Origin of the sequence: Vibrio sp. V01_P9A10T6 (assembly GCF_963877065.1) — a bacterium.
Taxonomy (GTDB): Bacteria; Pseudomonadota; Gammaproteobacteria; order Enterobacterales; family Vibrionaceae; genus Vibrio; species Vibrio anguillarum.
The window spans coordinates 12,405-27,155 of the sequence record NZ_CAWNTB010000157.1 but is presented as its reverse complement, the minus strand read 5'-3'; the positions used below and the strand labels follow the sequence as shown (position 1 = coordinate 27,155).

The window sequence follows — 14,751 nt, the reverse complement described above, 5'->3', positions numbered from 1 at the left end:
ATGATAGCGGCAACGCTATTAATGAACAGGATTGAGCATGTCGACTGAAGAAATTAAAAATGAACGCCATAAAGCGAGACAACAGAAAGTAAAAGAGCAAGTCGATGCACGAATTGCCGCGGCTCAGCAAGAGAAAGGGTTGTTATTGATCATTACCGGCAATGGTAAAGGGAAATCCACCTCAGGTTTTGGCACCATTGCGCGCGCTGTCGGCCACGGTTTGAAATGTTCGGTAGCTCAGTTCATTAAAGGAACCTGGGAAAACGGTGAACGTAATCTGCTTGAAAAACTGGGCGTCGAATTTCAAGTCATGGCGACGGGCTTTACTTGGGAAACACAAAACAAAGAAGCCGATACCGCAGCGGCGCAAGGGGTTTGGCAAGAATGCAAACGCATGCTTAAAGATGAGTCGATTGATGTGGTGTTGTTTGATGAGCTGACCTACATGGTGAGCTATGGCTATATCGAATTAGACGAAGTGATTGAAGCCTTAACAACACGGCCAACAATGCAGTCGGTGGTGATCACGGGCCGAGGAGCACACCGCAGCTTGATTGAAATCGCCGATACGGTGTCGGAAGTCAAAAATGTGAAACACGCCTTTGAGTCGGGCATCAAAGCACGAAAAGGCATCGACTGGTGATAAAAAAGCCTCCTCTAAATCGAGGAGGCTTGATCAATCATAATGAAATCAACCCAGTAAATTACTTAAAAAGACTTTTTAATAAGCCATCAACCGCTTTCTTGGTTTTCTCGTCTTTTATCTCAACGCCGAGCTTTTCCAAGCCACGGTCAATCTCTTTTTCCGCTTTTTGTCTTAACACATCATCAAAAACCAATTTGAATTTAGGATCGCTCCATTGCCCTGAGATGTTGATAGGAATCGTGACGTCTCGCAACTCATCAATGTCTTTGCCACCTTGCCCCTCTAGCGTTCCCACCACAGAAGTGCTCACCAAAAAATCAACCGTTTGTTGCAGATAATTCGCTTTACCCTCACCACGAATACGCAACAGTGGTGATTGCATGGCGAGGTTATTGGTGGTGACTTCCCCTTTGTTCAATTTCAGCGTAGCGGTCATGGCGCTAAAATCGGTTTTCTTCACTGGGTCATCATCAACTTTCTTACCTTTAATTTTGGCGTAATTGCTACGGATAAGGTGAGCAACGTTAATACCGTTGACTGCACCATCGGCAAAGTTGATGTTCACGGTTCCGACAAGGTTTTGTTGAATGCCCGTTGGCGTCAAACTGCGGCCTTTTACATCCACATCAATGTTACCCGTGCCTTGTAACATCTCATTATTGAGTACATCTTTTAATAGCGGCAGTACCTGTACTCCCTTAACGCTTTTTTTAGCGCTATAAGTGGCAGGTACTTTGGTTGCATCCAGTTGAGCGGTCGCCTGAATAGTACCTTGGTAAAGGTTGGCACTAAATGAGGTTAAATTCACGATGCCACGATCGACGCTAAAGCTGGTTTGCACATTCTGTAATCGAGCATTATTAGCTTTGAACTTGTCTATGGTGACCTTGCCTTGCACATCCAACGTTTTTAATGCACTGAGATCCGGTTCCACTTCAGCGTTCACCGTAGCAGGCGCTGCTGGCGTTGAGCCTGACGATGCCTTACTTTCACTCACGGCACTGCTTGCCGTTGCTGGATTCGCAAGACCTAAAAATTCATCCAAATCGATATTTGGGCTATGCATATTGAAGCGGATTTTGGGGATCTCAGCCAACGTCACTTTGACATCACCATCAAATTCTAATGCATTTGCGGTTAATTTACTGAGTAAGACATCCAGTTGGTTTTTAGAGAGATCAAAACGAATGTTCGAAGTTAAACCGATCTGCATTGGGCTTTGTGGCAAACTGGTTCCTTCTAGATTAGTATCCAGCACCAGCGTATCAATCTTCACCAAGCTCATGGCTTTATCGAGAGTCAGTTGCGCACTCCCCTTCGCATCGAGTTTTAGATCAGCCGCCTTTCCTTTCACGCTGAATGACAGCGCATTCTTCTTATCAAACTCGAACGTGGCTAATTCAATCTTCGCAGAATCAATCTGGTTTGATGGGTCACTAAAGCTCGCATCAAACACAACGTTCTTCACCGTATAATCCTTGAAACCAGCGGCTAATTTGAATTCAGCTCGCCCTTCTGCGGCAAAGCTTTGTTGGTTATTTTTACCTTTGGCGGCAAAAGTTGCTGACGTCCATTTGTCCACCGCAAACTCTGAAAGATTGACCGCCACGTCATACAGCTTGGTATGTGTACCGGCTTTGCGGTCTTGTATTTCCAGTAATGCGTTTTCGACGCTAACGCCCGCTAAGTTAATCGTCCACTCTTGAACAGAATTGCTCGCATTGACGCTGCTTGTCTCTTCTTGTGCTGGTTTTGTTTCGTTTACGGCGGAAGAGGCGGCTGGTTGAGGCGCGGCTTGAGTTAAGCTATCTAAGTTTGAACGGCCATCTTTAAGGGTTTCAAGATGGAACTCAGCCCCATTTAGGCGGATGTTGCCAATTTCCAGTTGCTTATCCAGCAATGGCATCACCGAAATTTCAATACCAACTTGCTCGACTTTAAACAGGTTTGGAGCGCTGAAACCTTGTGGGTTTCTGAGTTCAGTTTGGCCCAGCTCAAAGCCAAGCGAAGGGAAGAAACTCCAACTGATATCTCCTTCAATGACTAAGTCCAGCCCCGTTTTCTGTTTGGCTTGTTCTACAATCAAGGGCTTAAATTGGTTAGGATTGACCAACAGGACAAGTGCGAGCGCGGCAGCGATTAACGCGCCGATGATAATGGCAATGAAAAGAAACAGTTTTTTCATCAGCTTTTTCCTTGCTTAATTAGAAAAAGAAAGTGGCACCTAAAGTGCCACTTGTCTGCTTAAAAATAAAGACCACAAAAGTTAAGATTTCAACAATTTCGCGATGTGGGCTTTTAATACATCAATGGCGATACGGTTTTTACCGCCACGAGGAACGATAATGTCCGCGTACTGTTTTGACGGTTCGATAAACTGCATAAACATAGGGCGAACCGTTTTTTGGTATTGCTTCAATACCGAATCCATGGTGCGGCCACGCTCTTCTACATCACGCTTCACTCGGCGTAATAAACAGATATCAAGCGGAGTGTCCATAAATACGGTCGCATGCATTAAGTCACGTAAACGTGGGTCTGTCAGCAGTAAAATACCTTCTAAAATAATCACTTTCTTGGGTGTTAATAGCGTTGTATTCGCGGTGCGAGTATGCTCAGTGTAGCTGTACTCTGGCACTTCAACCGCTTCGCCACGGGTTAATTGTTCTAAATGTTGGCAAAGTAGATCATGGTCAAGTGCATTCGGGTGGTCGTAGTTTGTCTTAACGCGCTCTTCCATACTGAGATGGCTTTGGTCGTTGTAATAGCAATCTTCCGTAATCACACCAATTTGGTGGTCGCCTACTTTGGCACGAAGTTCGTTATAAATCGTGCTTGCAATCAGGCTTTTTCCAGAAGCTGAAGCGCCAGCAATACCTACGATGACGCATTGATTATTCTCAGACATTATTTTTGCACCCGGTGATGGTTTGGTGATGAAAATAGATAAACTGCCCGATTATAGGGACTTCAACCACCTGATACCAGTCTCGATTTAGACTTTGGAAGAGGTTTGAATAACAAACTACCAAGCAAACGTTTTCGTCGTATTTCAGAAGAGATCACCACAGTGCTACTTTCACAGCACTGTGGACCAGCACTAGTCTACCAATGTAAAACTGATTGCATCTGGCTTAGGCTTTCCTTGCCAATATAGGCTTGAACAGACTCGTTCCGCCAGTTGAAGATAACGCTGTGTATGCTCACTTTCTGGTTGAGCAACCACGGTAGGACGACCTTGGTCGATGTCTTCACGCAGGGCAATGTGCAGAGGAATTTGTGCAAGCAGCGCCAACCCATATTCACTGGCCAGTTTCTGCGCGCCACCGACACCAAAGATATGCTCTTTCTCTCCACAATGACTGCAGATGTGATAGCTCATATTTTCAATAAGCCCGATAACCGGAACGTCGACTTTTTCGAACATGGCCGCCCCTTTGCGCGCATCCGCTAGCGCCAGATCTTGCGGAGTGGTGACGATCACCGCGCCCGTTACCGGAATTTGTTGTGACAAGGTGAGTTGAATATCACCTGTCCCCGGTGGCATGTCGATGACCAGATAATCCACATCTGGCCACTCGGTTTCATTGAGCAGTTGCGCCAGTGCTTTCGATGCCATCGGCCCGCGCCAAATCGCCGCTTCAGATTTATCAACCAGATAGCCAATCGAATGACTGAAAATGCCAAATGCCTCAACGGGCTGCATCCACTTATTATCACGCACATCTGGCTTTGCTTCTTGCTTGCCAAGCATCATCGGCACTGAAGGGCCATAAATATCCGCATCCAACAAGCCAACTTTCGCCCCAGATTGAGCAATGGCTAGAGCAAGATTGACGGCGGTGGTTGATTTGCCGACGCCCCCTTTGGCTGAAGTCACCGCAATAATATTTTTAACACCATTAACACTATGAGCGACCGTCGTCGCTAGCGCTTTCGGCGCAATGATTATCTCAACGCTGAATGGAGCAAGCGCATCGGTTTGCTGCTTGGAGACGACCCATTCGGAAAGCTCATTCAGCAGATTTTTAGCGGCAAATGGAATATGAACCGTCAAACGTCCCGCTGTTGTAACCGAAATCCAATGCGGTTGGTTTGCCCACCCCGCAATAAGATGAGGGTGTTCAAATTGGTTTAACCAATCGCAAAAATCTTGTTTAGATGTGAACGGCTGCATAGCTTCTCCTTTTTGCTCATGCTATCACTCTCTATTGTCAGACTGAACCCCAAAAAAGTTGCGGGATTCCTTAGGCTCACGCCTTGGAGTCGCTCGCTGCATAAGGTAGTATTGGTCTCTATTTTTCATACCTATCAAAAAAGCGAATATTAAGTATGGCGACTGACCCAAGAAACGTTTCTTCAAGGAAACTGCTGGTAACTTGTGCCCTTCCGTACGCTAACGGTTCGATCCACCTTGGTCATATGCTTGAGCATATCCAAGCTGACATTTGGGTTCGTTACCAACGCCTACGCGGCAACACTGTAAACTTCATCTGTGCAGACGATGCTCACGGCACGCCAATTATGCTTAAAGCACAACAGATGGGTATTACACCTGAAGAGATGATCGCCGCAGTAAGTGAAGAGCACCAAAAAGATTTTGCAGGTTTTGATATCAGCTTTGACAATTATCACAGCACTCACAGCGAAGAGAACCGCGAACTGGCTTCTCACATTTATCTTGAGCTGAAAAAAAATGGCTTCATTTCAAGCCGCACCATTTCTCAGCTGTTTGACCCAGAAAAAGAGATGTTCTTGCCTGATCGCTTCGTGAAAGGCACTTGCCCAAAATGTAAGTCAGAAGATCAATACGGTGATAACTGCGATGCCTGTGGCGAAACCTATAGCCCAACAGAGCTTATCAACCCGAAATCGGCCGTTTCTGGCGCGACACCAGTAATGAAGGATTCCGAGCATTTCTTCTTTGACCTTCCTCAATTTGAAAGCATGCTCAAAGAGTGGACTCGCTCTGGCTCACTACAAACAGAAACCGCCAATAAAATGCAAGAGTGGTTCGAAGGCGGCCTGCAACAGTGGGATATTTCACGTGATGCGCCATACTTTGGCTTTGAAATCCCCGGCGAAAAGAACAAATTCTTCTACGTGTGGTTAGATGCGCCTATTGGCTACATGGGTTCATTCAAGAACCTATGTAACAAACGCGATGACTTAGACTTTGACGAATACTGGAATAAAGACAGTAAAACCGAACTGTACCATTTCATCGGTAAAGACATTGTTTACTTCCACAGCCTATTCTGGCCAGCCATGCTCGATGGCAGTGGTTTCCGTAAACCTAACAACGTCTTCGTTCACGGTTATGTCACGGTTAATGGCGCGAAGATGTCGAAGTCTAAAGGGACGTTTGTCAAAGCAAGTACTTACCTGAACCACCTAGACCCAGAATGCTTACGCTACTACTACGCTGCAAAACTCAATAGCCGTATCGACGATCTTGATTTGAACCTTGAGGATTTCACCCAACGTGTGAATGCCGATGTAGTCAATAAAATCGTCAACCTTGCATCGCGTAACGCAGGCTTCATCACCAAACGTTTTGAAAATCAGTTGTCTGCAACCTTTGCCGAACCAGAGCTGTACGCAGAATTTGCCGCTGCAGCGGATCGCATTGCTGAGCTTTACGAAAGCCGTGAATTTAACCGTGCCATTCGTGAAATTACCGCATTGGCGGACAAAGCGAATCAATACGTGGATGAAAAAGCGCCTTGGGTTGTGGCTAAACAAGAAGGTCAAGAGCAAGAGCTACAAGACATTTGCTCAGTGGGTATCAACCTATTCCGCGTTTTGATGACTTACTTAAAACCTGTGATGCCAGCGCTAGCGGCGCGTACCGAAGCGTTCTTAAACCAAGAACTCACTTGGGAAGGTGCACAAACGCCGTTAATAGGCCATACGCTCACGCCATTCAAAGCGCTGTTCAATCGCATTGATCCGAAACACGTTGAAGCGATGATTGAAGCGTCTAAAGAAGAAGCGGCAGCAGAAAAAGCCGCGATTGAGAGCGCGCAACCAACCAAAGTTGAAACCGAGCTGAGTAAAGACCCTATTGCTGCTGAAATCGAATTTGATGATTTTGCCAAAGTGGACTTACGCGTTGCTAAGATCATCGCTTGCGAAGCGGTGCCAAAAGCGGACAAATTGCTCAAATTCCAATTGGATATTGGTGGTGAAACTCGCCAAGTGTTCTCTGGCATTAAAGCCGCTTATTCACCAGAAGAGTTAGTGGGCAAGTACACCGTCATGGTAGCGAACCTCAAACCTCGTAAAATGAAATTTGGCATGTCAGAAGGCATGATTTTAGCCGCAGGCCCTGGTGGTAGCGAGCTATGGATCCTTGAGCCACATGAAGGTGCTCAAGCCGGCATGCGCATCTTGTAAAACCTTAATCCTCACGATGCCAATCCCCAACACGCCCTGTGTTGGGGATTTTTTATTGCCATACCGATCAAAACCGATCCAGCTCACACTTTTAGTTCAAAATGCACCAATAAGATGCATCACTTCAACGCGAAAATACATAACCAATTGAATTTAAACAAATAAAAAACTGGCATTAACCCTGCTAACTCTAGATTGGTATAACATTAACAAGGAGTTGGTTATGTTTGTTTTTATCTCAATGCTTATCTCTATCGGTATATTGTGGCTGATGTTTTATCTGGCAAAACAGCGTGAATCCACATTACAACGTAAATATCAACTGCTGATCGACCTTCGCCAGCTACTGTTTTTATGCCGTCAGCACCGTAACATTACCCATCAAACACTAGCCTCTGGTCAAAGACGCGACACTGAGTTGAATGAATTGCAAGATACGCTATACGAAAAAAGTAATCACTTAATTGCTATCGCACACTTTGACAACAAACCAATGTACCGTGTGCTGCAAATTAAGCTTAAAGCACTCATGAAGGAGTGGCCAGAGCGCTCTGTGGCTCGTAACCAAATGATGCATGGTAAAATAATTCGTCACTGTATGTTCTTAATGGATGAGGTGATACTGGCTTGGTTGGTGGAATCCAACCGCGAAGATCTCAGCGATGAATATCATATTAATTGGCAACAGGTCATTGATGCGATGGACGCGCTAACTCAGTTGCGCATCAGCATTGATGAAATGGATACTCAAGATGGCCGCATACGCTTGCAGCATTATAGTGAGGTTGTCAGGCGTAGGATGAATCAACTCGCCTTAATCAGCCCTTTAACGGTAGCTTCGCCAAGCTGCTCAGCCGCGCTGCATAGCCTGAGCGAACTGCATGATCATCCTGCCTTTCAAATAGAAGCTGGCGCGATGTACCAAATCACTTCGGATATTTCACTCAGCATCTCTCACGTTTACGACCAGATGCTCAGCGACTTAACCGAGAGCTTGTACATTCCGTTGCCTAAATTGGCGATTGCTTAGTGAGTAATTGTTTAGCTGGTGACTGTTTGACTGGTGATTATTTAGAAAGTAAAAAGGCCACTTTATTCAAAAGTGGCCTAATCACTCACCGTGTACATAGATACATCAGTGTAAATTCAGAACTCAATTACAGCATTTTACGCGCAGCTTCGACAACCACTTTGATTGAACGAGCCTCGGTCTCTTTGAGTGTCGCGTGATCTGGGATCTCTTTTTGAGTACGGTTGATGATCACACCCGCCACACAACCTGCTTTCAAACCTGAGCTCGCACACATGGTTAGCAAAGTGGCGGATTCCATCTCAAAGTTCAATACGCCCATGTCTTGCCACTCTTTCATCGAGCCTTGGAAACGACGCACAACACGACCCGTGAAGGTGTCATAACGCTCTTGGCCTGGGTAGAAGGTATCACTTGATGCGGTGACGCCCATGTGCACGGTTGCACCACTTTCAACTACAGCCGCTTTCATTGCAGTGGCGACATCGAAATCAGCCACAGCAGGGAATTCCATTGGTGCAAAGTGCAAACTTGCACCGTCAAGGCGAACCGAACCTGTGCTGACAATCATATCACCCACATTGACATGAGGTTGGATTGCACCAGTAGTACCTACGCGTAGGAAAGTACGCACGCCAAGTTGAGCAAGCTCTTCAACCGCAATAGACGTAGAAGGACCACCGATACCAGTAGAACAAACAACGACTGGCTTACCGTCTAACTCTGCGCGGTACACAGTGTATTCACGGTGGCTAGCAAGAAAGACTGGATTTTCCATCTCTTCAGCGATTTTTTGTACGCGGGCTGGATCCCCAGGGATAATGGCCAAAGTAGCACCATTCAGATCGGCTTCGGTAACACCTAGATGGAAAACGGCTTGAGACATAAGTGACTCCTTATTGCGGCTTGTTCAGCTCATAGATATACATCGGGTATGCAGCTACTCTAGCGGACCACGCGCCAACAAAGAGTGATCAAATTCACAATGAATGACGCAATGTAACGAACACATTCTCATAAAAACGGTTTGCATCACAAAAAACAGCAAGATTGATGAAATAACACCCAACCCTAAAAGATGATTTCCAACACTGCATAACAAAATACAAGCGCAATATCGACGCATTTCACACTATTACCACAATAGGGTGCAAACCCAACAGGCATGAGAGATAACGACCCGCCATGCCTTGCTGAGCTTTTTGGTTTTTAGTCTCGGACTATTTTTTAAATTTCAATAGACGCAACGCATTGAGCGTCACTAACGCGGTAGCTCCACTATCGGCCAGCACCGCCACCCATAAGCCCGTAATACCGAGTAAACTCGTGACTAAAAAGATACTTTTTAAGCCTAGCGCTAACGTGACATTCTGGCGAATATTGGCGAGTGTAGCTTGTGATAGCTCGATCATGGTGGCGAGCTCGACCAATCGATTATGAGTAATTGCCGCATCGGCCGTTTCCAACGCAACATCGGTACCACCACCCATCGCAATACCAATGCTGGCCGCTTTCATTGCAGGCGCATCATTAATGCCATCCCCGACCATCGCCACCTGTTTTCTCTGCGCCAACTGTTGAATGTATTCCACTTTATCTTGCGGTAATAAACTGGCTTTGAAATCTATCCCTAATTGAGCGCTCATCGTCGCAGCGCTTCTAGGGTTATCGCCAGTGAGCATGATAGCGTCGATCCCCAAACGGCGCAGTGCTTCAATGGCGGCTTTGGCATCTTCACGCAAGGTATCTTGCCATGCGATTAAACCGACAATGTTCTCTTGCTCAAAAACCACCACCACTGTTTTGCCTTGCATCTCTAGCGCTTCCACTTGCGCGCTAAATTCATCAGAAAACGGAACATTCGCTTTGCTTGGCGCTAATACGCGCAGTGATTTCCCTTCCACAACCCCCGAAACCCCACTGCCAACTAACGCTCGCTTGTCTATCGCTTCTGGAATGGGCAAAGCCATCGCTTGCACTTTTTTCACTAAAGAGGTTGCCAGAGGATGGCTCGAGCCCATTTCAACCGCTGCGACATAGCGCAACAATTGCTCTTCATCCCAGCCATTGAGCGCAACCACATCCGTAACTTCCGGTTTACCTTTGGTCAAAGTACCCGTTTTATCAAAAGCAATACTCTCTATTTTTCCAAGCTGTTCGAGCGCCGCGCCCCCTTTGATCAGTGCACCACGACGCGCCGCTGCGGCAAGACCAGAAGTAATGGCCGCCGGAGTTGAGATAACCAACGCACATGGACAAGCAATCAGCAGTAAGGCTAAGCCACGGTAAACCCATGTTTCCCATGGCTGCGCAAACAGTGTCGGCGGTATCACAACCACGGCCAATGAAACCAACATCATTAATGGGGTATACCAACGACTAAATTTATCAAGAAAACGTTCTAACGGCGCTTTGCGAGATTCCGCTTCTTCAATTAGATGCAAAATGCGGTCAATCGCGTTTTCACCCTGTTTGGACGTGATGGTGAAACGCACCACCTGATCCGCGACCACAGCACCCGCCATGACTCTGTCACCTTGATAACGTTCGACAGGCAGTGATTCGCCCGTTAACGCGCTCTCATCAAAACTGGCCGACGCTTCATGCAATTGACCATCCGCGGGTAGCCGAGAGCCGGGAGAAACTTCCACTACATCCCCCGGTTTTAGCTCATGTGCCGCCACCGTGATGCGTTCTCCTGCCACAATTTTTGTTGCCGTTTCAGGCACCAGTGCCATTAAAGCTTGTACACCGCTACGCGCTTTAGAAGCGGCAAAAGCTTCTAGCCGCTCTCCGATGAGGAAGAGTAATAGCACCATCGCTGCTTCAACCGTTTCACCAAGATAGAGCGCTCCGAGCGCCGCAACGCTCATTAAGGTTTCAATCGCAAAAGGTGTGCCTGAGCGTGCCAGTTGAATCGCTTTTTTACCGATAGGATACAAACCGGCAAGGCAGGTCAAAATGAACATCCCATCGCTGATTTGAGGGAAATAAGGCTGCACAATAGCGGCGAGTACCATGGCGCCAGCAATGGAGAGGATCTGCGCGTTCTGTTTTATGACCGACTTCCAGTCACTATGAATGGGGGCAGAAACTGGATTAGCCGCATCAATGCGGTGAGCCGTAAAACCTGCATTACGAACCGCTTGCTCTATTTCAAGCGCTGCCTCTTCGGTATTAAACTTGACCACCAATTTTTCAGTGGCAAACAGCACTTTGGCGTCGATCACATTACCCACTTTTTTAAGCGCCGTTTCAACCTTACGTGCGCAAGATGGGCAATCCATCCCTTCAATTTTCCAGCTTTGGTTAAACTGTGTTTTAACGGATGTGAGCTGCGCGGGTTCATCATCAGGATCATTGCTTGCGCACTCTTGTGACCCGCAGCACCCCTCTTCATTTGAATCAACGCCCGCAGCCCTAATCGCGGTAATTTTAAGACTAGAGCATGACACCGCCTGCGGGTTTGCCATGCTATTTTTTGTAGTACTGCAAGCTTCATGTTTTGTGCACATAGGATTCTCCTTCTCTGATGCACAAAGCTTAAACCTTAGAGTTAACTCCAAGGTCAAGCGCATTTTTATCAAACCTGCACTTAACGCACATTCACCTTGATTAGATGGAAAAGAGGTGCACTGCACCTCTAGAATTTTATTTATTACTGCTGATATACCCAAACAACTTGGAGTTGCAGGTAGGCGGCAAGTGAGTGAGTCCCCATGAGCATAGGCAAACTATGTGATTGGGGTGAACGAACGTAGCCAACACTGCTGCAGCTTCAAGTAGGAAGGGTATAGTTTGCTATGTTGGTTTTTTAAAACAATGCGTTAAGTTTTTCCCTAATGCTCTCAGTACATCTCTGCGCGTAATAATGCCAACCAATTTACCTTGATCGATCACGGGATAAACTTTCGGTTTTCCTACTTTCATCATGTCAGCAAGCTCAATAATAGAGGTGTCTGATGAAACGGACAGCACTTCAGGGTGCATGCAGTCACGGACTAAATGGGTGTCTTCACAGAAATAACTCACCTTCACCAATTTATCGAGCAAATCCTGCTCTGATAGAAAGCCAATCACTTGTTCTTGGTCGTTAATAACAGGACCACCAAGATGCTCCGAACGCATCACTTTTTCTAAAGCCGCAGTCATTGGCATGTCCGGTTTGAAGGTGATGGCTTGTAATGTCATATAGTCTTTAACTATTAGCGATTGCATATCTGTCTCCTTGGTTGCAACGGTATGCTGCCTTAAGTTAAGTGTTGACTAATTTCACCGTTTTACTAAATGGAAAAAATCGATTTTGCTCATCGGCACAAACTATCGATATTACAAATAGTTAATTTTTATCAAGGGTAAATGGCAAAATCTTTTATCAAAACGTCTCATTTTTGAATCAAACAACACGTTAAGAACACGATGTCTCGCAAGATTTTACAGTTAATATCATTTATATCTTAAACATTGACCGTTGTATTAATAAGGACTGGGCATGGTGAATTCGCCACTGTTTTCCGAGATTATAGAAAACCCAGCACTGATGCGCAGCTTGTTGGAGTCATTACCCGAACCCACTTTTCTGATTAACCGCGATGGCGCATATGTGGAGGCCTTAGGAGGCACGGATCGCAGCCGACACCACGACCCAAGGGTTCTCATTGGTCTCAATCTATACCAGGTATTACCCGAAAAAAAAGCCGCTTGGTTTCATCAAATTATCCAAGAAGTCATTGATAACGGACAAATGCGAGAGTTTGAATACGATCTCGACCTAAGGGTGATAGCTCAATTTAAAGGCAGCTCTGGCCCTATCGATATTCAGTTTTTTAACGCATTGGTCATCCCGCTGAAAAATACTGAGTACGTGCTATGGATTGTGAGAAATATTACCGCTTATAAGCGCACGTTAGAGCGGCTTTCTATACACCAACTTGAGTTAGAAAAACTGACCAATGTGGATCATTTAACTCAGGTCTATAACCGTTATGCGATGGACTCATTGCTGCCCAAAGCGTTAGATAAGATCAAACGTGAGCAAAGTAGTGCTGCAATTTTCATGATCGACTTAGATTGCTTCAAAGAATATAACGACCACTATGGCCATGTGAATGGCGATACTGTGCTGCGCAAGATAGCGAGCACTCTGCAGCATTGGAAACGTAAAGATGACCTCTGCTTTCGCTATGGAGGAGATGAATTTCTACTATTTATTGCGGATATTGATATTAAACAGTGCGAGCAAAAAGCATTACAACTACTTAGTGAAGTGAGAGAGCTGCAAATCCCTCACCGCTATTCTCGTGTCTCATTGTATGTATCGATTACTATCGGCATCCAATATTGCGAACACATACCGACTGGCATGACGCCAGAACAGTTTGTATCAACGGCCGATAAAGCGCTGTTTCACGCGAAGAATCAACAGCGCGGAACTATTCATATACTACACAAGGCTTAGTCGATGGTGTGATGATTAGCCCAACGCTGCGCGGCTTGGGCATCTGAATCTCGAGACTCCACCCAGCGTGTTTGTTCGGTGGTGCGCTCTTTCTTCCAAAACGGTGCTTTGGCTTTAAGGTAATCCATAACGAATTCGCACGCCTCAAAAGCCGCACCACGATGTGAGCTCGACACGCCTACAAACACGATTTGATCGCCAATATCTAAATCACCGATTCGGTGGATCACACGGATTTTTTGCACCGGCCATCGTGCCTGCGCCTGATCACAAATATCACTCAAGGCTTTTTCTGTCATTCCCGGATAGTGCTCAAGCGTTAAGCCAATAACATTATCACCTAAATTCATATCACGAACTTTGCCAATAAAGGTAACCACAGCTCCAGCGGAAGTACCTTGCGACAAATCACGGTATTCTGCGTCTACCGAGAAATCTGATATTTGAACGGAAATACGGCTATCCATCACTAGCCTCCGGTTACTGGAGGAAAAAAAGCCACTTCATCACCATCACTTAACGGGTAATCAAAGGCAACGATGGTTTGATTGACTGCCACCAGCAGTTTTCCCGGTTGCAAGGCTAAATCCCATTTCCCAGGCTGCGAGGCTAAGTGGCTACGCAGTGCTTCAACCGTAGCAAACTGTGCCTTGAGTTGAATGCTGTCTTGGCCGATCAACTCACGAGTTTGAGCAAAAAAGAGGACATTAATCATGCGTGACCTTTTGTTGTGGCTGAGCGCTAAAGTAACCCGATTTCCCGCCGCTTTTTTCAAGTAAGCGCACTTGTTCAATCACGATATCTTTTTGTACTGCTTTACACATGTCGTAAATGGTTAACGCCGCCACCGATGCCGCAGTTAAGGCTTCCATTTCAACCCCTGTTTTACCGGTTAATTTACACAATGATTCAATTCGAACTTTGCTTTGTGCTTCGATGGCTTCAAGCTGCACTTCTACTTTAGTAAGCAGCAATGGGTGGCACAGTGGGATTAAATCCCACGTTTTCTTCGCCGCTTGAATACCCGCAATTCTTGCGGTAGCAAACACATCACCTTTGTGGTGTTGCCCAGAAAGGATCAGTTGCAGCGTTTGTGGTGACATCTTCACAAAGGCTTCCGCACGTGCTTCACGTACGGTTTCAGCCTTGGCAGAGACATCGACCATATTGGCTTCGCCTGAGGCATTAATATGAGTAAATTCGCTCATTGAAACCCCG

13 protein-coding genes are annotated in these 14,751 nt (G+C 46.1%); 4 read left to right on the top strand and 9 right to left on the bottom strand.

Annotated features, from left to right (window positions below; genetic code table 11):
- Positions 1-37 precede the first annotated feature (37 nt).
- Positions 38-643 carry a cob(I)yrinic acid a,c-diamide adenosyltransferase gene (gene cobO, locus AACQ21_RS10880; protein ID WP_026028813.1) on the top strand — a complete coding sequence of 202 codons (606 nt, stop codon included), beginning with the start codon at positions 38-40 and terminating at the stop codon, positions 641-643.
- 61 nt (positions 644-704) lie between these two features.
- On the opposite strand, the gene AACQ21_RS10875 is transcribed toward cobO, so the two are convergent.
- The 3 genes from AACQ21_RS10875 to apbC form a co-directional block, all read right to left on the bottom strand.
- Positions 705-2,831: an AsmA family protein gene (locus AACQ21_RS10875; RefSeq protein ID WP_105977561.1), complete on the bottom strand. Its 2,127-nt coding sequence runs from the start codon at positions 2,829-2,831 to the stop codon at positions 705-707.
- 81 nt (positions 2,832-2,912) lie between these two features.
- Positions 2,913-3,554: a uridine kinase gene (udk, locus tag AACQ21_RS10870; RefSeq protein ID WP_010320672.1), complete on the bottom strand. Its 642-nt coding sequence runs from the start codon at positions 3,552-3,554 to the stop codon at positions 2,913-2,915.
- 192 nt (positions 3,555-3,746) lie between these two features.
- Entirely contained in the window at positions 3,747-4,823 is a 1,077-nt protein-coding gene (apbC, locus tag AACQ21_RS10865; RefSeq protein ID WP_013857252.1) for an iron-sulfur cluster carrier protein ApbC, read from the bottom strand.
- A 155-nt stretch (positions 4,824-4,978) separates the two neighbouring features.
- On the opposite strand from apbC, the gene metG reads away from it, so the two are divergent.
- Both metG and AACQ21_RS10855 read left to right on the top strand, forming a co-directional pair.
- Positions 4,979-7,045 carry a methionine--tRNA ligase gene (gene metG / locus AACQ21_RS10860; protein ID WP_105977560.1) on the top strand — a complete coding sequence of 689 codons (2,067 nt, stop codon included), beginning with the start codon at positions 4,979-4,981 and terminating at the stop codon, positions 7,043-7,045.
- Between the two features lie 217 nt (positions 7,046-7,262).
- Positions 7,263-8,075, top strand: a complete 813-nt coding sequence (locus tag AACQ21_RS10855; protein WP_013857254.1) for a hypothetical protein — start codon at positions 7,263-7,265, stop codon at positions 8,073-8,075.
- Positions 8,076-8,202: 127 nt separating this feature from the next.
- Here AACQ21_RS10855 and udp read toward each other — a convergent pair whose 3' ends face one another.
- From udp to AACQ21_RS10840, 3 genes are all read right to left on the bottom strand, one after another.
- Positions 8,203-8,961 (bottom strand): uridine phosphorylase, encoded by a 759-nt coding sequence (udp, locus tag AACQ21_RS10850; protein WP_010320675.1) that lies wholly within the window; start codon positions 8,959-8,961, stop codon positions 8,203-8,205.
- Between the two features lie 334 nt (positions 8,962-9,295).
- The gene (locus AACQ21_RS10845) at positions 9,296-11,590 is read right to left on the bottom strand and encodes a zinc/cadmium/mercury/lead-transporting ATPase (RefSeq protein ID WP_105977559.1); all 2,295 of its coding nucleotides are present in this window, start codon (positions 11,588-11,590) and stop codon (positions 9,296-9,298) included.
- Positions 11,591-11,876: 286 nt separating this feature from the next.
- A complete protein-coding gene (locus AACQ21_RS10840) occupies positions 11,877-12,293 on the bottom strand; it encodes a CBS domain-containing protein (RefSeq protein WP_013857256.1) in 417 nt (138 codons plus the stop codon).
- Between the two features lie 274 nt (positions 12,294-12,567).
- On the opposite strand from AACQ21_RS10840, the gene AACQ21_RS10835 reads away from it, so the two are divergent.
- On the top strand, positions 12,568-13,533 hold the full coding sequence (locus AACQ21_RS10835; RefSeq protein WP_105977558.1) for a sensor domain-containing diguanylate cyclase: 966 nt from the start codon (positions 12,568-12,570) through the stop codon (positions 13,531-13,533).
- Here the strand turns inward: AACQ21_RS10835 and moaE are convergent.
- The 3 genes from moaE to moaC are packed head-to-tail and all read right to left on the bottom strand — an operon-like array spanning position 13,530 to position 14,741.
- Positions 13,530-14,000 (bottom strand): molybdopterin synthase catalytic subunit MoaE, encoded by a 471-nt coding sequence (gene moaE / locus AACQ21_RS10830; protein WP_038148363.1) that lies wholly within the window; start codon positions 13,998-14,000, stop codon positions 13,530-13,532. The genes AACQ21_RS10835 and moaE overlap by 4 nt on opposite strands.
- 2 nt (positions 14,001-14,002) lie before the next feature.
- On the bottom strand, positions 14,003-14,248 hold the full coding sequence (moaD, locus tag AACQ21_RS10825) for a molybdopterin synthase sulfur carrier subunit (protein WP_010320680.1): 246 nt from the start codon (positions 14,246-14,248) through the stop codon (positions 14,003-14,005).
- The gene (gene moaC, locus AACQ21_RS10820) at positions 14,241-14,741 is read right to left on the bottom strand and encodes a cyclic pyranopterin monophosphate synthase MoaC (RefSeq protein ID WP_010320681.1); all 501 of its coding nucleotides are present in this window, start codon (positions 14,739-14,741) and stop codon (positions 14,241-14,243) included. Before moaC ends, moaD begins: the two co-directional genes overlap by 8 nt.
- Positions 14,742-14,751 lie beyond the last annotated feature (10 nt).